General features: G+C 70.9%; 19 protein-coding genes and 1 pseudogene. 12 read left to right on the top strand and 8 right to left on the bottom strand.

Annotation, left to right across the window (positions count from 1 at the left end; translation table 11 throughout):
- Positions 1 to 78 precede the first annotated feature (78 nt).
- Positions 79 to 1,128, top strand: a complete 1,050-nt coding sequence (locus OHS58_RS38080) for a hypothetical protein (protein ID WP_326945551.1) — start codon at positions 79 to 81, stop codon at positions 1,126 to 1,128.
- Here the strand turns inward: OHS58_RS38080 and OHS58_RS38085 are convergent.
- On the bottom strand, positions 1,095 to 2,336 hold the full coding sequence (locus OHS58_RS38085) for an MFS transporter (RefSeq protein ID WP_328645630.1): 1,242 nt from the start codon (positions 2,334 to 2,336) through the stop codon (positions 1,095 to 1,097). The two genes, OHS58_RS38080 and OHS58_RS38085, sit on opposite strands and share 34 nt — an antisense overlap.
- 92 nt (positions 2,337 to 2,428) lie before the next feature.
- Here OHS58_RS38085 and OHS58_RS38090 point away from each other — a divergent pair, with 92 nt between their 5' ends.
- Positions 2,429 to 3,343 (top strand): LysR family transcriptional regulator, encoded by a 915-nt coding sequence (locus OHS58_RS38090; protein ID WP_328645631.1) that lies wholly within the window; start codon positions 2,429 to 2,431, stop codon positions 3,341 to 3,343.
- Here OHS58_RS38090 and OHS58_RS38095 read toward each other — a convergent pair.
- A complete protein-coding gene (locus OHS58_RS38095; protein ID WP_247059836.1) occupies positions 3,340 to 3,813 on the bottom strand; it encodes a DUF4231 domain-containing protein in 474 nt (157 codons plus the stop codon). The two genes, OHS58_RS38090 and OHS58_RS38095, sit on opposite strands and share 4 nt — an antisense overlap.
- Before the next feature lie 229 nt (positions 3,814 to 4,042).
- Between OHS58_RS38095 and OHS58_RS38100 the strand changes: the two are divergent.
- A pseudogene (locus tag OHS58_RS38100) lies at positions 4,043 to 4,301 on the top strand (IS110 family transposase); the annotation flags it as partial.
- A gap of 180 nt (positions 4,302 to 4,481) precedes the next feature.
- Here the strand turns inward: OHS58_RS38100 and OHS58_RS38105 are convergent.
- From OHS58_RS38105 to OHS58_RS38115, 3 genes are all read right to left on the bottom strand, one after another.
- The gene (locus OHS58_RS38105) at positions 4,482 to 5,219 is read right to left on the bottom strand and encodes a hypothetical protein (protein ID WP_328645632.1); all 738 of its coding nucleotides are present in this window, start codon (positions 5,217 to 5,219) and stop codon (positions 4,482 to 4,484) included.
- Positions 5,219 to 7,027 (bottom strand): substrate-binding and VWA domain-containing protein, encoded by a 1,809-nt coding sequence (locus tag OHS58_RS38110; protein WP_326956366.1) that lies wholly within the window; start codon positions 7,025 to 7,027, stop codon positions 5,219 to 5,221. Before OHS58_RS38110 ends, OHS58_RS38105 begins: the two co-directional genes overlap by 1 nt.
- A gap of 80 nt (positions 7,028 to 7,107) precedes the next feature.
- A complete protein-coding gene (locus tag OHS58_RS38115) occupies positions 7,108 to 8,280 on the bottom strand; it encodes a homogentisate 1,2-dioxygenase (protein ID WP_328645633.1) in 1,173 nt (390 codons plus the stop codon).
- Between the two features lie 85 nt (positions 8,281 to 8,365).
- Here OHS58_RS38115 and OHS58_RS38120 point away from each other — a divergent pair, with 85 nt between their 5' ends.
- The 3 genes from OHS58_RS38120 (at position 8,366) to OHS58_RS38130 (ending at position 10,321) form a co-directional block, all read left to right on the top strand.
- Positions 8,366 to 9,220, top strand: coding sequence for a hypothetical protein (locus OHS58_RS38120; protein WP_305879381.1), 855 nt, complete (start codon positions 8,366 to 8,368; stop codon positions 9,218 to 9,220).
- Complete coding sequence (locus tag OHS58_RS38125; RefSeq protein ID WP_247059844.1) at positions 9,217 to 9,858, top strand: IclR family transcriptional regulator; 642 nt, start codon at positions 9,217 to 9,219, stop codon at positions 9,856 to 9,858. Before OHS58_RS38120 ends, OHS58_RS38125 begins: the two co-directional genes overlap by 4 nt.
- An 82-nt stretch (positions 9,859 to 9,940) precedes the next feature.
- Complete coding sequence (locus tag OHS58_RS38130; RefSeq protein ID WP_328645634.1) at positions 9,941 to 10,321, top strand: DUF6188 family protein; 381 nt, start codon at positions 9,941 to 9,943, stop codon at positions 10,319 to 10,321.
- Here the strand turns inward: OHS58_RS38130 and OHS58_RS38135 are convergent.
- Positions 10,318 to 10,986: a DUF998 domain-containing protein gene (locus OHS58_RS38135; RefSeq protein ID WP_328645635.1), complete on the bottom strand. Its 669-nt coding sequence runs from the start codon at positions 10,984 to 10,986 to the stop codon at positions 10,318 to 10,320. The genes OHS58_RS38130 and OHS58_RS38135 overlap by 4 nt on opposite strands.
- Positions 10,987 to 11,114: 128 nt before the next feature.
- Entirely contained in the window at positions 11,115 to 11,702 is a 588-nt protein-coding gene (locus tag OHS58_RS38140) for a TMEM165/GDT1 family protein (protein ID WP_247063852.1), read from the bottom strand.
- 185 nt (positions 11,703 to 11,887) lie between these two features.
- Here OHS58_RS38140 and OHS58_RS38145 point away from each other — a divergent pair, with 185 nt between their 5' ends.
- The 6 genes from OHS58_RS38145 to OHS58_RS38170 all read left to right on the top strand — a co-directional run bounded on the left by OHS58_RS38145 (position 11,888) and on the right by OHS58_RS38170 (position 22,290).
- Positions 11,888 to 12,853: a S41 family peptidase gene (locus OHS58_RS38145; protein WP_328645636.1), complete on the top strand. Its 966-nt coding sequence runs from the start codon at positions 11,888 to 11,890 to the stop codon at positions 12,851 to 12,853.
- 79 nt (positions 12,854 to 12,932) lie between these two features.
- The gene (locus OHS58_RS38150) at positions 12,933 to 14,405 is read left to right on the top strand and encodes a cytochrome ubiquinol oxidase subunit I (protein ID WP_328645637.1); all 1,473 of its coding nucleotides are present in this window, start codon (positions 12,933 to 12,935) and stop codon (positions 14,403 to 14,405) included.
- A 252-nt stretch (positions 14,406 to 14,657) separates the two neighbouring features.
- Entirely contained in the window at positions 14,658 to 15,665 is a 1,008-nt protein-coding gene (gene cydB, locus OHS58_RS38155; protein WP_328645638.1) for a cytochrome d ubiquinol oxidase subunit II, read from the top strand.
- Positions 15,662 to 19,327, top strand: coding sequence for an ATP-binding cassette domain-containing protein (locus OHS58_RS38160; RefSeq protein ID WP_328645639.1), 3,666 nt, complete (start codon positions 15,662 to 15,664; stop codon positions 19,325 to 19,327). The genes cydB and OHS58_RS38160 overlap by 4 nt, the downstream gene beginning before the upstream one ends.
- A gap of 59 nt (positions 19,328 to 19,386) precedes the next feature.
- Positions 19,387 to 20,817, top strand: a complete 1,431-nt coding sequence (locus OHS58_RS38165; protein WP_328649922.1) for a GAF domain-containing protein — start codon at positions 19,387 to 19,389, stop codon at positions 20,815 to 20,817.
- A 276-nt stretch (positions 20,818 to 21,093) separates the two neighbouring features.
- On the top strand, positions 21,094 to 22,290 hold the full coding sequence (locus OHS58_RS38170; protein WP_328645640.1) for a hypothetical protein: 1,197 nt from the start codon (positions 21,094 to 21,096) through the stop codon (positions 22,288 to 22,290).
- Positions 22,291 to 22,295: 5 nt separating this feature from the next.
- Here the strand turns inward: OHS58_RS38170 and OHS58_RS38175 are convergent, their stop codons facing one another.
- Entirely contained in the window at positions 22,296 to 22,922 is a 627-nt protein-coding gene (locus OHS58_RS38175; protein WP_247059859.1) for a response regulator, read from the bottom strand.
- Positions 22,923 to 22,931 lie beyond the last annotated feature (9 nt).

Genomic DNA, 22,931 nt, shown 5'->3' on the forward strand with positions numbered 1-22,931 from the left:
GAACGGAGCATCCGGTAACGCCGATGACCGCTTTACCGAAAGGGTCGGTGACCAGTGCCGACACGGTGGGGGCCCAGCGTGCAGATCGTCCCGGTTCCCGAACGCGTGCGCGCGTTCGAGTTCGACCCCGCCATGCCGTCCGGTGCGGTGCCGATCTTCGGCGAGTACCTCGACCGGATCGGCCGGAGCACGGCGAACCAGCGGCTGGTCGGCCTGCCGTTCGTGTTCCTCGGCGTCACCCAGTTCTTCACCGGGACGGGCATCGCGCTGCCCGTGTCCATCGTTGCGCTCTTCGGCGTCTTCGAGCTGTTCTGGATCTACCGCGGCCGCGCCTGGGTGCCCGAGACGCGGCTGAAGCGCGTGCCGTTCCGGCCGGTCGACATCACCGCGGACGGCCTGGTCGCCGTCGGCCGGACGGTCGGCGTCCGGCTGCCGGACGGCCGCTGGCTGCGGATCCGGCTCACCGAGGCGTACCGGCTGCTGCTGGCCGGGCACCGGCGGGTGTGGCTGCTGGGCTCGGGCCCGAAGGTGTTCGTGGGCTTCCCCGGCGTCGTGCGCGTTCGCCGCGCCCGGATCCACGACGCGCCGCCCGCGGGCGCGGTCGCCGTCGCGCCGACGGCGTGGTCCGGCTCGCCGCGGCTCGACCCGGTGCTCGCCGCGCACCGGCGCCGGCTCGCCCGCGAGCTGTGGGAAGCCGCCGCGTTCCTGCTGGCCCTGGCCGGGTTCGCGACCTGGGTGCGGCTCGACTTCCCGGCGGACGACCGGCTGACCGGGTTCGCCGTCTCGACGGCCACCGGGTTCGCGGTGGTCGCGCTGGCGGGCGCGATCGCCGTGCTGACGCGCTCGGTCGGTTACCTCCGGCCGCAGCCGGCGGAGCACTGGACCGAGCTGCGCGCGGTGCTGGACGGCCCGGTGCGGATGAGCGCGCACGGCTCCGCCCGGGTGAGCGGCCTGACGATGCTCGCCGACGGCCGGGTCGTCCCGTTCCGGCTGCGTGACGTCGACGCGTCGATGGCCGCGAACGTCGCGACGACCGGCCGGCTGTGGATCGCCGGCGTCCCGCGCCCGGGCCGCGCCGCCACCGGCGTCCCCGGCTACCCGGTGCTGGGGACGGTCCGGCTCGGCTGAGCGGGCGTGCGGTCGCGGCGGGGCAGCAGGAACGGCGTCGCCAGGATCAGCACGCCGGCGACGCCGATCGCGACGCGCGGGCCCGTGACGCCGGCGAGCACGCCCCAGAGCGCGGTCATCGCCGCGATGCTCGCCCGGGTGCTGACCGACCACGCCGACAGCGCCCGCGCGACGCGGTCGGCGGGGATCTGGTCGAGCCGGTAGGTGGCCAGGACCGGGTTGTAGACGCTGCAGAAGAAGATCAGGCCGAACTCGATGGCCATCACGAAGGCGAGCCCGCCGGGGCCCGCGGGCAGGAAAGCCAGCCCGAGCAGCCAGAACGCGCGCAGTACCCCGGACGTCCACAGCACCTTGTGCCGGCCGAACCGCGCGACGAGCCGCGGGGTCAGCCGCGAGCCGACGAGCCCACCGAGGCACGGCACCGCGAACGCGAGCCCGTACTGCCACGGCGTGAACCCGAGCTGCCCGAGCATGAGCACGGCCAGCAGCGGCTCGGTCCCCATGATCAGGCCGTTGAACAGCAACGTGTTGAGCAGCAGCGGCCGCAGTCCCGGGTGCGTCAGCAGGAAGCGCCACCCCGCGGCCAGATCGCTCGCCCGCAGCCGCGACGCCGTGCGCGCGGGTGGTGGTTCCGTCCCGCCGATCGCCCGGATCCCCAGCGCCGAAAGCAGGAAGCTGACGGCGTTGGCGACCACCGTCGTCACCGGCCCGAGCAGCCCGAACGCGGCGCCGCCGAGTGGCGGGCCGAGCGCGGTGGCCGTCCAGGTCGTCGACTCGAACCGCCCGTTCGCGACGAGCAGGTCTTCCGGCGGCACCAGCGCCTTCAGGAAAGCGCCGCTCGCCGCGGTGAAGGCGATGTCGGCGGAGGCGACGATGACCGACACGAGAAGCAGCTGCGTGAAACCGAGCCAGCCGAGCGCGTAGGCCACCGGCACGGTCATCAGGGCCGCGAACCGGACCACGTCCATCAGCACCATGACCGGCCGCTTCGGCCGGAACTCGATCCACGGCCCCAGCGGCACCGCCACGAGCGCCCCCACCGCGGGCCCGACGGCGGCCAGGACCGAAACCGCCGTCGGCCCGCTGTGGAGCACGAGGATCGCCAACAGGGGAAAGGCGCCGAACCCGAGCCACGTGCCGAGCGTGCTGACGGCGTAAGCCGTCCACAGCCATCTGAACCGCGGTCCCAGCGAACGCCTGCGCATCACCCGGAGAGCAAAGCGAAGAAGACGTCCGCGGGGCAAACAACCGCCGTGGCGGCGAGCCACAACGCGGCGTTGTGGTTCTAGAGTCGGCTGTCGTGGACCTCGATGCCGTGCGCACGTTCGTCGCCGCCGCGGACGCGGGCCGCTTCCAGGACGCCGCGACCGACCTCGCGATCACCCAGCAGGCCGTCTCCAAACGCATCGCCGCGCTCGAGAAAACCCTTGGTGTGCGGCTGTTCACGCGCACCGCCCGCGGCGCCCGGCTGACCGGCGACGGCGAAGCGTTCCTGCCGCACGCCCGCGAGCTGCTGCTGGCCGAGGCGCGGGCGGTGGCTTCCGTGCGGTCCGGCCGCCGCGCGCTGCGCGTCGACGTCATCGGCCGGCGGCTGGGGACGGCGACGCTGCTGCGCGGCTTCCACCGCGCGCACCCGGACGTCGCCCTCGAAGTCGCGACGTTGTCCGACGCCGACGCGGCGGTCGCGGCGGTCCGGGACGGCTCGATCGACGCGTCGTTCCGCGCGGTGGCCGCCAGGGAGCTGCCCGACGGCGTCGAGGCGACCCTGGTCCTCGACGAGCCGCTCCAGCTGCTCACCGGCCCCGCGCACCCGCTGGCGGACGCCACCGTCCTGCGGCTCGACCAGCTGGCCGGGCACCGGATCTGGATGCCCGGCCTGGTGCCCGGCGCCGAGTGGACCGCCTACTACGCCGAGCTGGCCACCGCGTTCGGCCTCTCGATCGACGCGCTCGGCCCGAACTTCGGCACCGAGGTCCTCCTCGAAACCATCGCCGACGCCCCCGACGTCGCCACCCTGGTCGGCGCGGAGATCCGGCTGTCGTGGCCGCCCGGCCTCGACCTGCGCCGCGTCCCGCTCGAAGACCCGACGCCGGTCTACCCGCATTCGCTGATCTGGCGGGCCGACAACGCGCACCCCGCGCTGGCCCGGCTGCGCGCGCACCTGCGCCCGGGCGCCCGGGCCGCCACGACGTGGCGGCCGAGCTGGGCCGGCTAGGTCGTCTTCGCCGCCCGGGAGCTGCCGTACGACAGCCGGAGCGCGACCCAGCCGTCGCGCTCCCCGGCGCAGATCTCCTCGACGGTCTCCACCAGGACGGCGGCCGCACCGGAGGTGGCGTAGGTGCCGTGGTGGGCGGCGAAGAGCGCGATCTCCTTCTCGATCGCGTACCGCGCCCGCGTCCGGCTGGTCCAGTTCTCCTTGTAGCCGCCCAGCGCCCGGACGCCGTTGATCAGCACCGCGAGCGACCCGACGGCGGCGATGAGCCGCGCGTCGATGGCGAAGGCCGCCAGCACGGGGATCGTGGCGGTGACGACCAGGCTCGACATCTCGACCACGGAGTGCCGGCGCCGCGCGGCCCACGAGTTCCGCTGGTAACGCCGCCACTCGGCCAGCACCGACGGCGGCACGGGCTCGTCGTCGACGCCCTTCGCGTCCAGGACCCACTGACTTCGCGACTCTGCCTTCATGGGACGGAAGTTCACACCAGCGGGTGATCCGGTCAAGCACGCGGGGCCTGCTCGGCGGCGGTTTCACACGTTGCCGCAGTTGTCCACACCCGGCGCAGGTTGTGGACAACTCCGTGGGCCAGAACGATTTCCGGCCTTCCGGTCCACCGGCGCCGATAGACTGGGAACACGGCCACCACCAGGCAGGTCCCGTCGTGGCGTGGGTGCCGCTGCCGGGTTGGCGATGCGCCGCATCGCCAACCGGATCCGCGGCCCGCTCACCGGCATTCACTACGCCCTCGGCCACGCCATCGGCTCGCGGGTCAGCCACCGGACGTGCCGGAGATCCTCTCCCGTTGCGGCGGCCCCACCGGGATCGCCAAGGCCGGGCGGCGCAACTCACCGCGATCGCGAAGGTTCACGCGCCTCGCGTGGGCGACAAGCTCATCGACTCGATCGTGACCGCGCCGGCCGAGCAGACCGTCACCGTCCCGGGCACCGCAACCGCGGTTTCACACGGCTGCCGCAGTTGTCCACACCCGGCACAGGTTGTGGACAACTCCGTTGGCCAGAAGGATTTCCGGCCTTCCGGTCAGCCGGCGCCGATAGACTGGTCCCGGGGTCGCCCCCCTGGGAGTGGTGGGGGATGTCTGGACCCTCTTGGGCCGGGCCGCCGGCAAAAATCCGGGTCAGCCCAGTGATCGGCGCGTTGCCTGTTCCGTCTCCAGGACTCCCTGGCGGATTCCCTCCAGCTGGTCGCTCAGCTCGCGGACCGCGCCCGTGTCCACCGCGAAGTCCGTCGTCGCCGCCGTCAGTTCCGCTACCCGTGCCACCAGGCTGTCCAGGCCCAGCGCGCCCGACTGCAGCTGCGCCAGCAGCTTGTCCCGCGCACCCGACAATCGCGCGTGGACGTCCGCCTGGGCCTGGACCGCGCTCAACGCCGACTCCAAGTCGCCGCGGACGTCCTCGTGGGCCGACCTCAGCTCTCCTTGCAGCCGGCGTTTCTCCCGAGCGACGGCGTCGAGGTCGACGCGGGACAACGCCTTTCCCGTCGCCGATGCGCGGCCTGCCAACCGCTCCAGCGTCGACAGCGTCTCGCGGACCACTGGTTCCATGTCCGCGACGCGGTCGGCCAGCGGGCCCGCGCCGAGGGAGTCGCTCAGCGAAACGAATCCGTCGGCGGCGTGCTCGGCGCGTTGCAGCCAGTTGGCCTCCGCCGACCCCGGCGTGACGTCCAGGACCCTCGCTTCGCGCGGCTGAGGCTCCTTCTCGCGGGTTGCGAGCGCGACGCCGGCGCGGGCGGCCAGTACCGCGACGCCGACGCCGAGCGCGGCGACCACGGGCAGCTGCACGGCCCACGCCACGCCGGCCGACGTGGCGCCGAGCAGCAGCCCCCACGGTTCGGCCAGCTCGCGGACGAATCTCATCAGAAGTTCGAGATCACGGACGTGAAGACCTGGTTGATCGAGTCCGGTTTGGACGAATCGTATTCCGACCCCTCGGTCGACTCGGCGATCTGCTTGAGCACGTCCTGGTCGGCGTCGCCGCCGTAGGCGATGGTGAACAGCCGGACCGTCTCCGCGTTGCCCTCGGGCCGCAGCTGCGGCAGCAGGTGGTCGAGGTCGACGCCGCCGGAGTCCTCGTTGCGGCCGTCGGTGAGCACGACCACGGCGTTGATCGCGGCCGGGTCGAGGTGTGCCTTCATGTACTCGTAGGCGGCCAGCGACGAGTCGTACAGCCCCGTGCCCGCCTGCGGCGTCAGCCCGCTCAGCCGCTGCGCCAGCGTTTCCTTGCCGCTGTTGCCGAGCGCCTGCACCGGGAGCAGCTCCTGGTAGTCCCGGTCGCCGTCGAGCTGCGTCGAGAACTGCCAGAGCCCGACCTGGTCGCGCGGCACGAACTGGCCGAGCGCGTCGATCGCGGCCTGCTTCGCCAGGTCGATCTTGCTCTTGCCGGTGCCCTTGACCTCGTCACCCATCGAGCCCGAAACGTCCACGACCAGCAGCACGTTCGCCTTCTTGCGCAGCTCGGTCCACGTCGTCAGCAGCTTCGAGAGCACCGACGGCGACGGCGGCTGCAGGAAGCTGATCTTCGCGTCCGGCTGCGCGCCGTTGGCCGTGGTCACCTGCGGGCCCGGCTTGCCGTCGAAGGAGCGGAACCCCAGCGCGGCGAACTTCTGCTGCGTCTCCGGCCCGCGCAGGTAGCCGAGGAAGTCCGTGGCGATCTGCTTGCGCGCCGGGTCGGTCCAGTTCAGCGTGACGAACGGGTGGTCGGAGTTGAGCGTGCCGTCCGACGGGTAGATCGCGACGATCGGCACCTTCGGCGGCGCGTGCTGGCCGACCTTGGCCGGGTCGTTCGTCGGGTTGCCCTGGTTGTAGCCGATCAGCGAGCTCTCCTCGACGGTCACCGCCGAGATGTACGACAGCGCCGCGCCCTTGTCGTCGGCCTTCTGCAGGTTCGTCAGGAACGTCAGCGTGTTGTCGCCGTAGTGCACGATCGCCTGCTCGATGTTCGTGACGAACTGCTTCGCCTGCGGCTTCTCGAGCGCGGCGGCGGTGAGGTCCGACGACGTCCCGGTCGCGGCGTAGTACGCGCCGATCGTGGCGTTCAGGCCGGCCGTGGAGATGTTCGGGTTCGTCTTGCCCAGCCGGAACTTGCCCCACTCCGGGTGCCCGAACTTCGCCCAGCCCGCCGGGTCCGTGGCCAGCGCGGCCAGGTCCTTCCAGCCGATCGGTTTGCCCGGCCAGCCGAGCGCCTCGGCCATCGGCTTCGGCATCGCGATGGTCAGCGGCGAGTTCGCGACCGACTGCGTGTCGCCGTCCGGCACGATCGACGCGCTGTCGCCCTTGGCGTTGACGCGCAGGAGGTTGACCCAGCCGCTCGCGGCCGGCGTCCAGACGTCGGGGCGCGGGCCGTCGGTGGCTTCGTTCCAGCCGTTGGCCAGCGCCTGCATCGCGACGCCCGACGACTTCGACTGCACGACGACGTCGACGCAATGCCCGGCCACCGACCGCCCGGAGTAGGCCTTGGCGGCTTCCTGGACGATGCCGACCTTTTCCGGCGACGACGCGACGTGCAACGCGATCGCGTCCGAGCCGGTGCACTTCGGCGCGTCGGCCGTGTCGTCCGAGCTACTGGTCCAGGCCCGGATCCCGATGATCAACCCCGCGGCAACCACAATTGCGGCGATGAAGGGAAGAATTTTCCGCTTTCTTCGCGCTGGCTGGGAATTGATCATCGAAATTGCCCCCTCCGCCGACCGGAAAGTCCATTATCCGGTCGGCGGGGGAGCGCCGGGGGCGCGTTGCCGAAACTTGACTAACCCTTAGGGCCGCGGCGCGACCACGTCCACGCGTAACCGGGGTCTTCGGACGCGTCGGCGGCTTCGCCCAGTTCCAGCGGGGCGAAAGTGTCGACCATGACGGCGGTCTCGTCGAAGAACTCCGCGCCGATCGACGCCTCCGCCGCGCCCGGCTGCGGGCCGTGCGTGAAACCGGACGGGTGCAGCGACAGCGAGCCGACGCCGATCCCCGAGCCCTTGCGGGCCTCGTAGTTGCCGCGCACGTAGAACATCAGCTCGTCGGAGTCGACGTTCGCGTGGTTGTACGGCACCGGGATCGAGTCCTGGTGGTAGTCGACCTTCCGCGGGCAGAAGGAGCAGACCACGAAGTTCGGGCCCTCGAACGTCTGGTGCACGGGCGGTGGCTGGTGCACGCGGCCGGTGATGGGCTCGAAGTCGTCGATGTTGAACACCCACGGGTACAGGCAGCCGTCCCAGCCGACGACGTCGAAGGGGTGCGTCGCGTACGTGTAGCGGGTCAGCCCGGCGCGGTGGCGCACGAGCACCTCGACGTCCTCGCCGTCGGCCAGCAGCGGCTCGCTGGGCCCGCGGACGTCGCGCTCGCAGTACGGCGAGTGCTCCAGGAACTGGCCCTTCGTCGACAGGTAGCGCTTCGGCGGGCCGATGTGCCCACGCGCCTCCAGCGTGAAGAGGCCGACCTCGCCGTGGGGGAGGACGCGGTAGGTGCAGGACGTCGGGATGACCAGGTAGTCGCCGTCGCCGATCTCGAGGCTGCCGTAGATCGTCTCGACGGTCGCGGAGCCGCCCTGGACGTAGAACAGCTCGTCGCCGGCCGCGTTGCGGTACAGCGGGCTGGGCGCGGTCGCCGTGACGAACCCGATCGAGACGTCGGCGTTGCCGAACAGCCGCCGCCTGCCGGTCACCGCGTCGGCGTCACCACCGAACTTGAGCTCGCCGGTCTTGTAGGCCCGCGGCTTGAGCGGGTGGTTCGGGGTGAGCGACCCGCGGTCCTCCTCGACGGCCACGGCGTCGACGATCGCCGTCGGCAGCCCGCGGTGGTAGAGCAGCGCGGAGTCGGCGGAGAAGCCTTCGACGCCCATCAGCTCCTCGGCGTAGAGCCCGCCGTCCGGCTTGCGGAAGGCCGTGTGCCGCTTGTGCGGGATCTCGCCTACTCGCCGGTAGTAAGGCATCGATGTCCCCTCCTGACGTGTCCGTTGTGCGAACGATTTTGTCCTCATGTCGTACGCTACTAGCGTGTCATTCGTGTCAAGCGCTGTGGAACTCACGCCCCCCGGCCCCCGTGGGATCCCTCCCCTGTTCGCGAGGCTCGTCGACGACTCGGCGCTGTTCCCGCCGGGCGATGCGGCCATGCCCGAAGCCCTGCGCGCGCACTTCGCGAGCCGGGAGTCCGAACACGCGGGTGTACTGGGGGTTTTTCTCTGCCAGGCGTCCCGTCTGCCCGAGCTGATCACCGAGTTGATCAAGATCAAGCCGAAGCAGCCGCTGCCGCTTTCCTTGATCATCGACACCGGGCTCGGCGGCGTGCCGAAGGCGATCTCCATCGTCGAGTCGCGCAGTGAGCTGCTCGCGCTGCGGATGGTCGAGATGCCGGCACCGTCGGACGTCGACGAGGTGTGGCTGGAACGCGTCTCGGAGTTCGTCCCCGAGGACGTCATCCGGGTCGTCGAGCCGCGGCGCGGCGTCGGCTGGCTCGAGGGCGTCCGCAAGGTGATCGAGCACGGCAGCTGGCCGAAGATCCGCTGCGGCGGCAAGGCGGGTGAGAACTTCCCGAGCGTCGACGAGGTGGCGGACTTCCTGGCCGTCGTCAGCGGGTCCGCCGGCGCCTCGTTCAAGGCGACGAACAGCCTGCACCGCGCGGTCCGGCACGCCGACCCCGGCACCGGCTTCGTCCACCACGGCTTCCTCAACCTGCTCGTGGCGTCCGCGCGCAGCCTGTCCGGCGGGGACGTCCGGGCGGCCCTGGAGGAGACCGACGGCCAGGCGCTGGCCGACGAGGCCCGCGCGCTGCCCGAGCCGGCCGCGAAGGCCGTGCGAGAGCTCTTCGCGTCGTACGCGGCGGCCTCGTTCGACGAGCCGGTCGCCGACATGGGCGAACTCGGCTTGCTGTGACCGGCCGGGAGGGGTCGCTGACGCTCGACCGGGGCTTGGCGCTGCTGCAAGCGGTGGCCGACGCCGGCGGCGACGCGGCGACCATCTCCGAGCTGGCCGTGTCCATCGGGGCCAGCCGCGCGGCCGTCTACCGGCTGCTCGTGCCGCTGTCCGAGCGCGGGCTGGTCTGGCGCGACGGCACCAAGGTCCGGCTCGGCGTCGGCCTGCTCCGGCTGGCCGGGCAGGTCCTGCCGCAGCTGCGGGACGCGGCCGGCCCGGTGCTGCGCGAGCTGGCCGAGAAGGTCGGCGCGACCGCGCACCTGTCGGTCGAGCAGGGGGCGCAAGCGCTTGCGGTGGCCGTCGTGGAGCCGTCCTGGACGAGTTTCCACGTCGCCTACCGCGTCGGCAGCCGGCACGCGCTCAACTCGGGCGCGGCCGGCAAGGCGATGACCCTGCGCCCCGGCGGCGACGGCTGGGTGACCTCGGCCGGTGAGCTGGAAGCGGGCGCGTCCGGCGTCGCCGCGCCGGTGCGCGGGGTGCCCGGGCTGCGGGCGAGCGTCGGCGTCGTCTCCCTCGAACCCCTCAAGGCCGCCGAGGTCGGGCCACAGGTCGTGGCGGCCGCCGCCCGGCTGACCGAGGTGCTCCGAACGGACGCGTAGTTGGCGCATCGGCGCCGGGATGTGATCTCGTGGTGTCAGAGGCGGCTCAGCGGGGAGCCGCCGTGACCCGGCCGGGGGTGCGGTGAAGATTCCCGAAGAGCTCGTCGGCTGCGCGGTCCGCCGGACCGCGTTCGACTTCCAGGTGCGTCTCGAACTCGTCGACGAGCCGGAGGACGACGAGCCGCGCGTCGACGCCGAACTCGTCGTCGAGACGTCGTTCCGGCTGCGTGACGCCGAAGGCCGCTGCCACGACCTCAGACCGGCGACCGGGGCCGCGCTGGCGCCCGTGCTCGACCTGTTCGGCCACACGGTGACGGCCGTCCGGCTGCGGTCCGGCAGTCTCGCGCTGACGTTCGACAACGGCGCCGAGCTGTCCGTCTGGCCGGATCCGGCGTACGAGTCGTGGTGGCTGACCGGGCACGGCATCGAGCCGATCCTGGTCGGGCCGGGGGAGTCGAACTAGCGCCGCGACGCGGCCACGAGCGGCCGGACCATGCTCAGCAGCAGCGCGACGTCGACGCTGAACAGGAGCCGCTCGAACAGCCCGAGCGTGACCTCCTGGTGCGCCGGGCCGATGACCAGCGTGACGACGAAGCCGCCGAGCACGACGCCGACACTGGCGAAGCTCGCCGTGGCCAGGCGCCGGATCGTGGTGCGGCGCGGCTCCCACGGGCAGCGCTCGCGACCCCTGCGGGTCAGCACGAACGCGGCGGCGGGCAGCGCGACGAACGCCGTCAGCGCGGCGATGTTGTGCACCTGTCCGGACAGCGAACGCGCTTCGCCGTCCGGGTCGACGGGCACGAGCCCGCACACCAGCAGCCCGGCCGACCAGACGCCGAGCAGCGCGCAGACGGCGGTGGTGCCCGGGCGGCGCGCCTTGGCGATGCCGGTGAGCAGCGCGACCGATCCGAGGGCCAGTGCCAGGCACATCGCGCTGAACAGCGGCGCGGCCGACGAGCCGCCGAGCTTGCCGTAGACGTACTCCGACAGCGTCTGCCAGATCGGGCTGACCTGGCCGGACAGGCGCAGGTGCAGGTCGATCGAGATGGCCACGGCCAGGCCGATGCCGCCCAGCGCGAGCCTGCCGTGCACCGGCGAGACGGCGGTCTGCGGCTTCGGAGCGGTCACCTGCGGTCTCCTGCTGGTCGAGGCATGGAGAAGGGCATGGAGAAGGGCAAGGTGGTGTTCACCTTGCCCTCACCCTTTCGTTCCCGAAAGGTTACCGCGTGATCCTGTGAAGAACTCGTACGTCCAGGTCAGAAGGCCAGCTGGAGCAGGGCGAACGCCGCGAACCCGGCGAACGCGAACCCGGCGACGCGCTGGATCAGCTTCGGCCGGATCTTGCCGCGGATCTTGCCGCCGATGAACACCGCGAGCCCGGCCACCACGACGAGCGCGGCGAACGAGCCGACGCCGACCGCGATCGGGTTGCCGATCCGGGCGGCGAGGCTCGCCGTCGCGAGCTGCGAGGCGTCACCCCACTCGGCGGCGAAGAGCACGCCGAACGACGTCAGCGCGGAGCGCCAGAAGGTCGCCGGCGAGGGGCCCGTGCGCGAAGCGTCTTCGCCCGCTTCGTCCGCGTCACTGAATCCCTCGCGAAGGAGCATGAAAGAGCCGAGACCGAACATCGTGGCGACGACCAGGGAAAGCACGACGTCCGGCAACAGCGTCAACACACTGCCGAACGCGACCGCGATGACGCATTGCACGGCGAACGCGGCGCACACCCCGGCGAATACCGGCCAGCCCCGGAAACGGGTGGTCAGCACCAAGGTCGCGACCAGCGTCTTGTCCGGCAGTTCCACGGCGAGGACCAGGCCGAACGCGCTGATCAACGCCACCATCGCGGTAGTCATGAGTATTTCTCGCCCCTTTCGCTGCAACGATAAAGGGGCGGTTCAGCGGGTCGCAAGCTGATGGCTTCTGCGAAATTGCCGAATCGGTACCCATGAATTTGTCATCGCGGTCGGTCGCACAATTTTCTTCGGCACGCCGAATTTCCGGTTGTGGCCTGCGGTAGGTTGCGGTCATGGGGACGGAAGCGCGTACTGCGCAGGTCAACGAGGTCATCCGCCGGCTGGACGCGCACTACGTCTTCCCGGACGTCGCGGCGAAGCTGGCGGAGGTGCTTCGCCGGCGTCTCGACGAAGGCGCGTACGCGGACCTCGACGACGTCGAGTTCGCGACGGTCGTCACAGTGGATCTGCAGTCGGTGAACGGCGACAAGCACGTGCGGCTGCGCCACCACGTCGACCCGGTCCCGGACGCCGAGGGCGACGGCGAAGCCTTCGACATGGAGGCGTACCGGCTCGAAGCCCAGCTCTCGGGCTACGGCCTCGCGGCCGCGAGGCGGCTCGCGGGCAACGTCGGTTACCTCGACACGACGATGTTCTACCCGGCGGAGATCGTGCGGGACGCGGTCGCGGGGGCGATGACGCTGCTCTCCGGCACCGACGCGCTGCTGCTCGACGTCCGCCGCAACCGCGGCGGCGACCCGCGCACGGTCGCGATGCTGATCAGCTACCTCGTCGACGAGCCGACGCACTACCTGAGCATCTACGAGCGCGAAGGCAACAAGACCAGCGAGATGTGGACCTGGCCGTACGTGCCGGGCATGTTGTTCGGCGCGGGCAAGCCGGTGTGGGTGCTGACCGGGCCGGACACGTTCTCCGGCGGCGAGGACGTCAGCTTCTCGCTGCAGCGGCTGGGCCGCGCGAAGACGGTCGGCACGGCGACCCGAGGCGGCGCCCACCCGCGCAACCAGTTCAAAGTGGACACCCACCTCGACGTGACCGTCTCGATCGCGCGCGGTTTCCACCCGGTGACCGGCGACAACTGGGAAGGCACCGGCGTCCGCCCGGACATCCCGGTCGACGCGGACGAGGCGTTCGACACGGCGTACGCACTGGCGCTGAAGCACGTGCTCGACCTCGGCGACACCGGCCCGCGGCGGGCCGTCGCCGAGGAAGCGCGGGCGGCACTCGACCGGATGTAGTCACCCAGGACGTTGGTCCTGGGCACATCGGGACCAGTTGAACTGGTCGCGCCGCCGGGCCCGGAGCACGCTGGGCTACGTGGAGGTCCTTGAGCTAGCGCGGTGGCAGTTCGGCATCACCACCGTCTACCACTTCCTGATGGTCCCGTTGACCATCGGGCTGTCGATCCTGGTCGCGGCGATGCAGACCCGCTGGGTCCGCACCGGCGAGCTGCGGCACCTGAAGATGACGAAGTTCTGGGGCAAGCTGCTGCTGGTCAACTTCGCCATGGGCGTGGTGACCGGCATCGTGCAGGAGTTCCAGTTCGGGATGACGTGGAGCGCGTACTCGCGCTTCGTCGGCGACGTCTTCGGCGCGCCGCTGGCCATGGAAGGGCTACTCGCGTTCTTCGTCGAGTCGACGTTCCTCGGCCTGTGGATCTTCGGCTGGGACCGGCTGCCGAAGAAGGTGCACCTGGCGTGCGCGTGGGCGTTTTCGCTGGCCACGATGGCTTCGGCGTACTTCATCCTGGCCGCGAACTCGTGGATGCAGCACCCGGTCGGCGTCACGTTCGAGAACGGCAAGCCGACGATGAACTCGATCTGGGCGGTGCTGACGAACAACACGGCGCTGGCCGCGATCCCGCACACGCTCGCCGGCGCGTTCTCGGTGGCGGCGGCGTTCCTGGTCGGCATCGCCGGCTGGCACCTCTGGCGCCGCGGCGACCACGCTGAGGTGTGGCGGACGTCGCTGCGCCTCGGCGGCTGGGTCGGCATCGCCGCGTTCGCCGTCCTGGCGATCACCGGTGACACGCAGGGCAAGCTGATGTTCGAGCAGCAGCCGATGAAGATGGCGTCGGCGGAAGCGTTGTGCCACACGGAACAGCCGGCGAGCTTCTCGATCATCGCGATCGGCGACGTCGCGGGGTCGAACTGCGAAGACGTCAAGACGTTCAACGTGCCCGCGCTGCTCTCGTTCTTGGCGCACAACGACTTCAAGACCGAGGTCAAGGGCGTCGAGGACCTGATCGGGGAGTACCAGGCGAAGTACGGCACGAACTACCCGGACGACCCGGACCTGGGTTCGCTCGCGGGAAAGCCGATCGACTACGTGCCGAACCTCCCGGTGACCTACTGGGGCTTCCGCATGATGATCGGCTTCGGCGCGGTGTCGGCGGGCATCGGCCTGCTGGCCCTGTGGCTGACCCGCCGAGACCGCATCCCCGGCTCACGCTGGTTCCCGTGGCTGGTCCTGGCCGGCGTGGCCACCCCGTTCCTGGGCAACAGCGCGGGCTGGATCTTCACGGAGATGGGCCGTCAGCCGTTCGTGGTGGCCCCGAACCCGTCGGGCGTCGACGGCGTCTGGATGTTCACCGCCCAGGCGGTCTCGCGGTTGTCGACGGGCGAGGTCTGGACGTCCCTCATCGCCCTGACCACGGTGTACGCCGTGCTGGGCGTGGTGGAGCTGTACCTGATGCGCAAGTACATCCGCGGCGGCGTCGACGCGGTGATGCCCCCGAAGAAGCAAGACGACGACAACGAACCGGGCGACACGCTCGCGTTCGCCTACTGAGGCGGCGACGATGAGCACCCTGACCCACTCCAAGCCCACTGACCAGGCAAAACCCCCTGCTGCGGGCCCAACCTCCCGCAACGCAGCCCCCACCCGTCCCGGGGGGCGTCCCCGAACCCAGCGTATCGGCTTGGTCACTCTCACGGGTTACCCACAGCAAATCTGTGGACAACTCGACCACTTGTGGATAACTCACGGCGATCGAGCCTCGGTCACGGCCGAACGTCGGGGCGACGTGCTAGGCGGCGTCCGATGACCCTCCCGACGATCTGGTTCTGCGTCATCGCCTTCTTTTGGGCCGGCTACCTGTTCCTCGAAGGTTTCGACTTCGGCGTCGGCATGCTGCTGCCCGTGCTCGCGCGCGACAACACCGAGCGCCGCGTCATGGTCAACACCATCGGGCCTGTCTGGGACGGCAACGAAGTCTGGGTGATCGTCGCCGGCGGGGCGATGTTCGCCGCCTTCCCCGGGTGGTACGCCAGCCTGTTTTCCGCCGCCTACCTGCCGCTTCTCCTCCTGCTGCTCGCCCTCATCGGGCGCGGCGTCGCCTTCGAGTACCGCGGCAAGGTCGACTCCGACCGCTGGCGCCGCACCTGGGACCGCGTGATCGTGGCCGGCTCGTGGATCCCACCGCTCGGCGTCGGGCTGATCCTCGCGACGACCGTCCTCGGCCTGCCCCTCGACGCCGAAGGCAACCGCGTCGGCTCCGCGTTCGCCGCGTTCCGCTGGGACACCCTGCTCGGCGCGGTCGCCGTCGCCGCCTTCTCGATCACCCACGGCGCCGCGTTCCTCGCCCTCAAAACCACCGGTGAACTGCGGGAACGCGCCCGGACCCTGGCGCTGCGCATGTTGCCGCTCGCGATGGTGCCGGTCGTCGCGTTCCTGGCTGTCGTCCAGTGGCGCGAAGGCACGCTGTGGACACTGCTCGCGTTTGGGATCAGTGCTCTCGCCGCCGTCGTCGCCTGGCTGAAGCTGCGCGCCGACCGCGACGGCCAGGCGTTCGCTGCGCTCGGCGTCGTCATCGCCGGGGCCGCCGTCACGATGTTCGGCTCGCTCTTCCCGAACGTCCTGCCCTCGACGCTCGACGCCGCCAACACGCTGACCATCGCCGACACGGCGTCGAGCCCGTACACGCTGACGGTGATGACCTGGGTCGCCGTCTTCGGCGCCCCCGCCGTGCTGATCTACCAGGGCTGGACGTACTGGGTGTTCCGCAAGCGCATCGGCACCCAGCACATCCCGGCGGTCCACGCACCATGACGCAGCTTCCCGGGCGCGCTCCCCATTCCGCCTCGGAGTCCACAGTGGACTCGGCGCGGCCGGGAAAGGGCCCGCTCGGCGCATTGCCGGCCCTCGTGCCGGCCGTGCGCCGAGCGCTGGCCCTGGTGGGGTTCCTCGCGTTCCTCAACGCCGCCGCGCTGGTGGCCCAGGCATTCCTGCTCGCCGACGTCCTCGCGGCGATCGTCGGAGCGGGGTCCGGGGGACGCGCCGCCCAGCTGGCCGCGCTGCTCGCGCTCGTCGCGACGCGCGCGCTGACCGGCTGGGCGGTGCGCACGGTCGCCGCCCGCGCGGCCGCGACGGCCCAGCGTGAACTGCGCGCGAAAGCCGTAGACCACGCGTTGCGCCTCGGCCCGGAGTGGATCGCCCGTCGCGGCCACGGCGAGCTGACGGCGTTGACGACCCGCGGCCTCGACGCGCTCGACGCGTACTTCCGCGAGTACCTGCCCGCGCTGGTGACGGCGGCCGTCGTCCCGCTCGGTGCCGGCGCGGCGATCCTGTTCGCCGACTGGCCGTCGGGCGTGATCGTCGCGTTGACCGTGCCGCTGCTGCCGATGTTCGCGATCCTGGTCGGCAAGTACACCGCCGGCCGCGTCGCCGGCGCCACGGACGCGACGCACCGGATGTCCGAGCGGCTCCTCGAACTGGTGCGCGTGCTGCCGGTGCTGACCGCGTTCCGCCGCGCGGACGCCCAGGCCGAGACGGTCCGGAAGCTCTCCGAACGCCACCGCCGCGCGACGCTCAAGACGTTGAAGGTCGCCTTCTCCTCGGCGTTCGTGCTCGAACTGATCGCGACGCTGTCGGTCGCGCTCGTCGCGGTGGTGATCGGCGTCCGCCTCGCGGGCGGCCACCTGCCGCTGGCCATCGGGCTGGGCGTGCTGATCCTCGCGCCGGAGTGCTACCAGCCGCTGCGCGCGGTCGGCGCGGCGTTCCACTCCAGCGAGGACGGCGTCGAAGCGGTCCGCCGGGTCGTCGACCTGCTGGCGGTGCCCGCGCCTTCCCGCGGCAGCGCGCTCATCGACGGCCGTGACCTGCGAGTTTCCGCTCTACGGGTGGCGCGGCGCGGCGGTTTCGCCCCGGACGGCGAGACGTTCGCGATCCGCCCCGGCGAGACGGTCTGGTTGCGCGCCCCCAGCGGCGGCGGCAAGTCGACGACGCTCTCGGCGCTCCTCGGCTTCGTCCCCGCGCACGACGGAAGCATCACCATCGGCACGACGAACCTCGCCGACGCCGACCTCGCGCGCTGGCGGGAGCAGGTCGCGTGGGTGCCGCAGTCGCCGGTGTTCACCGGCGGCACGGTCCGCGAAGAGGTCGGCTCGGACGTCGTCCTCGCCGAACTCGGCCTGGCCGGGCTGGCGGACCGTCCGGTGGCGAAGCTTTCCCTCGGCCAACGACAGCGCGTCGCGGTGGCGCGGGCACTGCTGCGGGTCCGCGACGGCGCGTGGCTCCTCCTGCTGGACGAGCCGACGGCCCATCTCGACGAGGCCAACGCGCGCCTGGTGCTGGACGCGGTGCAGCGCGCCGTCGACCACGGAGCCGCGGCGATCATCGCGGCCCACGAGCGCACGGCGGCCGTCGATATGTCGACTCCGTCGCTCGTCGTTTCTGACGCGTCCACAGTGGACTCTTCTGTTTCGCCCCTGCCCTGGCGTGCCCTACTGGACGGACGTCTCTTCGGCGGCGCTTTCCTCGGAGCGATAGCCCTGCTGGCCGGGGTCGCGCTGACCGCGACGTCCGGTTGGCTGATCGCCAAGGCGTCCCAGCAGCCACCGATCCTGACGCTGACGGTCGCGGTGGTCGGCGTCCGCGCGTTCGGCTTGGGCCGAGCCGGTCTTAGGTACGTGGAACGCCTGGTCACGCACGACGCCGCGTTCCGCATCGCGGGCCGCCTCCGGGTGAGGCTGTGGAAGTCCCTGGTCCGCCTCGGCCCGGCCCGGAGTCTGCGCGCGGGCGAAGGCCAGCAGCGCCTGGTCGCCGACGTCGACACGGTGCGCGACCTGCTGCCCCGGGTGGTCTCGCCGCCACTGGTGGTCGCACTGGTCGCGGCCGGAGCGATCGTGGTCCAGGCATGGGTCCTCCCCGCGGCAGGCTGGACCCTCGCGGCGGCGGTCGCCCTGGGGTTGTGCGCCCCACTGGTCGCCCTGCGAGCCGAACGCCGAGCAACGTCAGCCTTGGCAACCGGCCGACGTGACGTCGCTACCCGGGTCTTGGTGCTCTTCGACGCGGCGGCCGAGCTACTAGCCTTCGGCCGCGCGGCGGAGCACCGCCGGGCCTTGGCCGAGGCGGACACCAGGTTGGTGACCCAGGCCCGCCGCCAGGCATTCGGAGCCGGCGCGGCGGAAGCCTTGGTGACATTGGCCTGCGGCACGGCGGCGATCGTGAGCACGGCATTCGCGTCACAGGCGGTCGCGGCCGGCCGTCTCGACCCGGTGCTGGCGCCACTCCTGGCGCTGGTGCCGTTGGCGCTGGCGGAGGTGCTGGCGCTGCTACCACCGGTGGCCCAGCACTGGGACACGCTGAAGCAGGCCCGCCACCGCCTAGCCGACACCCCAACCACGGCCGGTCACTCGGCGCCAACCGAGTCGCGCCCGACGGGCTTGGCTCGGCCGCGGGTCGGGTCGTTTGCCGTGGGGCCGCGCCAGACCGAACAGCGCCCGGCCGACATCGATGCTGCTCGACCCCGAACCGAAGTGGCGGTCGCCGGGTTACATCGGTCAACTGGGCAGGGACCGGCTGATGACATAGGTGCCGCTGGGTCTCGGGCCGACTTGGCGGGATCTCGCGCGGCTGTCGCCGAGCCGCGACCGGCGGACTTTGGGAATGGCGTTCAGCTTCGGGTCGACATGGCAGCCGGTGGGGTGCGCCGGGCCGGGCAGAGTGTTGGCGCCGCTCAGCCTCAGGCCGAGTTGGTGGGACCGCTCGCGACTGCGGCCGAGCATCGACCCGTTGACGTTGAGGGTGCCGTTCGGTCTCGGGTCGCCGGGTTGCACCAGGGTGAGTTCGGGGGTGGCGAGAGGCCGTCCGTCGAACTTTGTGGGACTGACCTCGGGTGGCCGGATGGGCCCGTCGTGCTTCGTGGGGTTGATCTGGCTCTTGCTCCCGGGACCTATGCCGCCGTCGTTGGGCCCAGTGGGGCCGGCAAGTCGACGCTGGTTGCCGCGCTTCTCGGCTTTCTCTCGCCTTCGCGAGGCGTGGTCAACGTGCCCGATGGTGTCGCCTGGGCGCCGCAGGAGCCGATGCTGGCCGCCACCACCGTGGGCGAAAACCTTCGGCTGGCGCGGCCGACCGCCACCGAGGACGAACTGCGGGAAGCCTTGCACCAAGCCGCGCTCGACGATGTCGGGCCGGAGACCGTGCTCGGCAGTGGTGGCAGTGGGCTTTCCGGTGGGCAGGCGCAGCGCGTGGCAGTGGCGCGGGCCTTGCTCGGGGCGTCTTCGGCGGGGCTCGTGCTGCTCGACGAGCCCACCGCGCACCTCGACGAGCCGACCGCGCGCGCCTTGCGGGAACAGCTGCGTGTGGTGCTGGCGGGGCGGACCGTGGTGCACGTGACCCACCGGGCCGACGAGGCCGAACACGCGGACGTGGTGCTCGAGGTCCGGGACGGCCGGGTCGTCACGCGAGTGCCGGTGGCGGGGGTGACGTGATCGATTCCCGCTGTGTCCTTGCCGCGCTGCCGCCACGCCGCGCGATAATGACGGAACTCATGGATCCGACGCTTGCCGCGCGGGCACTGTCCGCCGCCACCGAGATCACCAGCACCGCCCTGTCCGGCGACGACCCGGGCGCGGTGCTGGACACGGTCGTCGCCCGCGCCGCCGAACTCGCCGACGCCGACCTGGGCCTCGCCATGGTCAGCGCTGACGACGGCCGCGTCGTCGTCGAGGCCGCGCACTACGCCACGCCGCACCCGAGCGAGATCGCCGCGCCGACGAGTGCGGGAGCCAGCGATGTCGATGCGGCCCCCGACGCTTCAGAGGCCGGGTCTCTAGGTGGGGTCGGACATGCGAGCGAGCCAGGCGCGTCGGGCAGCGACACCACGACGGCGCCCGGCATGTCGCCAGGCACGTCCGAGCTAGGCGCGACGGCAGCAGCCGTGCCGGCGCCAAGCGCGATGGCGCCAGTCGCGTCGGCGCCCGGCGTGCGCGACAGCGAACCGGGATCAGCCGCTGACAGCGGTGGCGTTGCTCCGGTCGTCGGTGAGTCGCTTCGTGGGCTTTCGCTCTCCGCTGACTCCGCGGCCGGGCGGGTGGCTCGGGGTGGTGAGCCCATCGCCAGCGATGACTTCACCGTCGATCCGCGGACCGCGCCCTACGTCCCTGCCGAGCTTCACGGCTATGGGCCTTTCGCGGCCGCTCCCTTTGGGTCTGGGGGGCGGGTTCTCGGCGCGCTCACCGTCTACCGGAAGCAGGGGCGTGAGCCCTTCTCCGCGGGGACCGTCGAAATGCTCGTCGCCTTCGCTGCGCAGGCCGGGGTGGTGCTTGCGCTTGCCGAGGGCGCCAATGCTCGCCACCGCGTCGCGCTCTACGAGGAGCGGGAGCGGATTGCTCGCGAGCTCCACGACGTCATCGTCCAACGGCTCTACGGTGCCGGGATGCAGCTCGACCGGGTGCGGCGCAACATGCGCAAGCGGTTCGCCCAGGCCGACGGTGTTCGCCTGTCCGATGCGATCGACCAGCTCGACCAGACCATCGAGGAGATCCGCGGGACCGTGCGCGCGCTGCGGTCCGCAGAACCTCGCCACGACACCGGCACGCCTGCCGATCTTGCCGAGTCGGCGCGCGGCGAGGTCCGTATCGCGGGGGAGCTGCTCGGCTACCCGCCGACCCTGGAGCTGTCCGGTGAGTTCGCCGACGTCCCCGCCGAACGGGCCGACCACATCCGGGCCGCCCTGCGTGAAGCACTGTCCAATGTGGTCAGACACTCGGGCGCGAGCGAAACCCGCGTCACCTTGGCCCGGGACTCGCACGGCGTGAAGCTCCGCGTCCGGGACAACGGTTCCGGGGTCCCCCAAGGTGTCGCCACCCGTGGCCTGCGCCACCTCGCCGAACGCGCGGACGCCGCGGGCGGGAAGTTCTTCCTGAACTCCTCGCCCAGCCTCGGCACGCTCGTCGCGTTCGACCTGCCACTCGACTGAAACCGGCACACACGACCGACAAGACTCGGTCTCACCCTTCTCGGGTCATCCAAGCCTCCTTCCCACGTCCTCAGGAAGGATCTTATCGAATTCTCGAACATATATTCGACTCACGTTCGAGTGAATCCGGAGTGCGCAAACCCCGCTTGACGTGGCGCACGGTGACACGACCGTGAAAAGTACGCAGCGAACGGCGGCTTGCGGCACCTTTGCTCATGTTGCCCCAATCGGCGAGTTCGTGGCCTAGACTCATCGATCAAGAGTTGAGGGGGGCCAATGCTCGAGACGATGATGCGTGGATTCGCGGCTCGCTTGGTCTTGTTCGCGGCCTTGGTGGCGTGGTGCCACGTCGGTTGCCGGATCATCCAGCATGACGGCCTGCTGCGAGGGTTCCTGCGGGTCCGGTACCGGCGGCAATTCCATGACGGGAGCCGCCGCGGGCACTGGGCTCGTCTCCTCAGGCTGAGCTTCAGCGTGTTCTTCGTCGTACTGGTCGCCGAGACTCTCGGGCTCGTCGCGTACAGGGTCGGCATGGGTGCGGTCACAGTCTGGGTCGTATTCCTTTTCGCCCCGTTCTACATCGCCTGCTACCTGGTCATGGGCAGCCGTACGTTCCGCGCTGCCTCGAAACATCAGGCGGGCGACTGGTCACTTCTGGACGACCACGATCGGGACGAGACCCTGCGTGATCTGGCGGCTTCCTATACGGCGAACCGCATGAGTGGTCTCACACTGCTGGCCGCTCTCTTGCCGGGAATGGTGTGGGCCGGAGGCACGATCACTGTCGTGACTTTCCCGGCGCGCGCAGACGCGGGCAAGGTCGGTGACTTCAGCCAGGCTGGGACGGTCGCAAGTCTCGGGCTGGCCGTGTTCGGGTTGTACCTGGTGCAGTCGGCTCTGCGATACGTGTTCCCGCATCGGACGCTGATCCACGACGCGTTCCGGCTGTTGTGGTACCTGGACGAGCGTCGCCTCTCGGAGCGACCGATCCGTGGCGCGCAACTGCCGCGATCGTTCATCGCTGCGCGCTGGCGGAACTACACGCACCGTGTCGGATTCGGGTTGGCTCACTACACGGACCGCTGTGCGCGGGGGATGGCCGACACGTTGACTCCCCGTGACCACGAAAGGGTCACTGCTGCTTATCGCGGAGTGACTGGCGAGCTGCGTAGTCACGCGATCAAAGCGGGATTCGATCAGGAACGCACTCTCGGTTATCGGCAGCTCGTCGTGGCATCTCTGGCTCTGCTCACGGTCGAGGATCCAGCTTCTCTGCCCGCTCGGGTCGAACCGCTTGTGGCCGACGTGCTGCAGCAACCCGATCGCAGCTCGGCGGGGCGGCGGCGCTACGAGGCGTTCAACGCCTTCGTGCAGAACGGGTGGAAGACGATCAGCTTGCTCATCGTCGTGATTCTTGCCATCGTCTTCGCGGTGACGGGGCAGTGGTCATCCCTTGGCGGTTTGGTGAAGTAGCCGGGTTACTTCTCCCGGCGCGCGACCCAGGCGGCGGCCTGCGTGCGGCGCTGCATGCCGAGCTTCGCCAGCACCGACGTGACGTAGTTCTTGACCGTCTTCTCGGCGAGGAACAGCCGCTCCGCGATCTCCCGGTTCGACAGGCCCTGGCCGATCAGCTCGAGCACGTCCCGCTCGCGCTCGGTCAGCGCGGCCAGCTCGTCCGTCGGCGGGTGGCGCATCTTGTCCAGCACCCGCGCGGTGCTCACCGGGTCCAGCAGCGACCGGCCGGCCGCGACCTCGCGGACCGCGTTCACCACGTCCTGCCCGCGCACCTGTTTCAGCAGGTAGCCCGCCGCGCCGGCCATGATCGCGCCGACCATCGCCTCTTCGTCGTCGAACGCCGTGAGCATCAGGCACGCCGGTGGGTTCGGTTTCGACCGCAGCTCGCGGCAGAGCGTGATGCCGTCGCCGTCGCCGAGGCGGACGTCGACCACCGCGACCTCCGGCTCGACGTGCATCGCGACCGCCAGCGCCTCTTCGACGCTGCCCGCTTCGGCGACGACCTCGATGTCGGGCTCGTCGCCGAGGAGGTCGCGGAGCCCTCGGCGGACCAGTTCGTGGTCGTCGACGAGCAGTACCTGGATCGGCATACCCCCAGG

Source organism: Amycolatopsis sp. NBC_00348, from assembly GCF_036114655.1.
Taxonomy (GTDB): Bacteria; Actinomycetota; Actinomycetes; order Mycobacteriales; family Pseudonocardiaceae; genus Amycolatopsis.

Bases quoted from the DNA above. Each gene is read 5' to 3' on its own strand.
- OHS58_RS38095 (WP_247059836.1), bottom strand. From the start codon at position 3,813: ATGAAGGCAGAGTCGCGAAGTCAGTGGGTCCTGGACGCGAAGGGCGTC.
- OHS58_RS38105 (WP_328645632.1), bottom strand. From the start codon at position 5,219: ATGAGATTCGTCCGCGAGCTGGCCGAACCGTGGGGGCTGCTGCTCGGC.
- OHS58_RS38110 (WP_326956366.1), bottom strand. From the start codon at position 7,027: ATGATCAATTCCCAGCCAGCGCGAAGAAAGCGGAAAATTCTTCCCTTC.
- OHS58_RS38115 (WP_328645633.1), bottom strand. From the start codon at position 8,280: ATGCCTTACTACCGGCGAGTAGGCGAGATCCCGCACAAGCGGCACACG.
- OHS58_RS38140 (WP_247063852.1), bottom strand. From the start codon at position 11,702: ATGGTGGCGTTGATCAGCGCGTTCGGCCTGGTCCTCGCCGTGGAACTG.
- OHS58_RS38145 (WP_328645636.1), top strand. From the start codon at position 11,888: ATGGGGACGGAAGCGCGTACTGCGCAGGTCAACGAGGTCATCCGCCGG.
- cydB (WP_328645638.1), top strand. From the start codon at position 14,658: ATGACCCTCCCGACGATCTGGTTCTGCGTCATCGCCTTCTTTTGGGCC.
- OHS58_RS38160 (WP_328645639.1), top strand. From the start codon at position 15,662: ATGACGCAGCTTCCCGGGCGCGCTCCCCATTCCGCCTCGGAGTCCACA.
- OHS58_RS38165 (WP_328649922.1), top strand. From the start codon at position 19,387: ATGGATCCGACGCTTGCCGCGCGGGCACTGTCCGCCGCCACCGAGATC.
- OHS58_RS38170 (WP_328645640.1), top strand. From the start codon at position 21,094: ATGCTCGAGACGATGATGCGTGGATTCGCGGCTCGCTTGGTCTTGTTC.
- OHS58_RS38175 (WP_247059859.1), bottom strand. From the start codon at position 22,922: ATGCCGATCCAGGTACTGCTCGTCGACGACCACGAACTGGTCCGCCGA.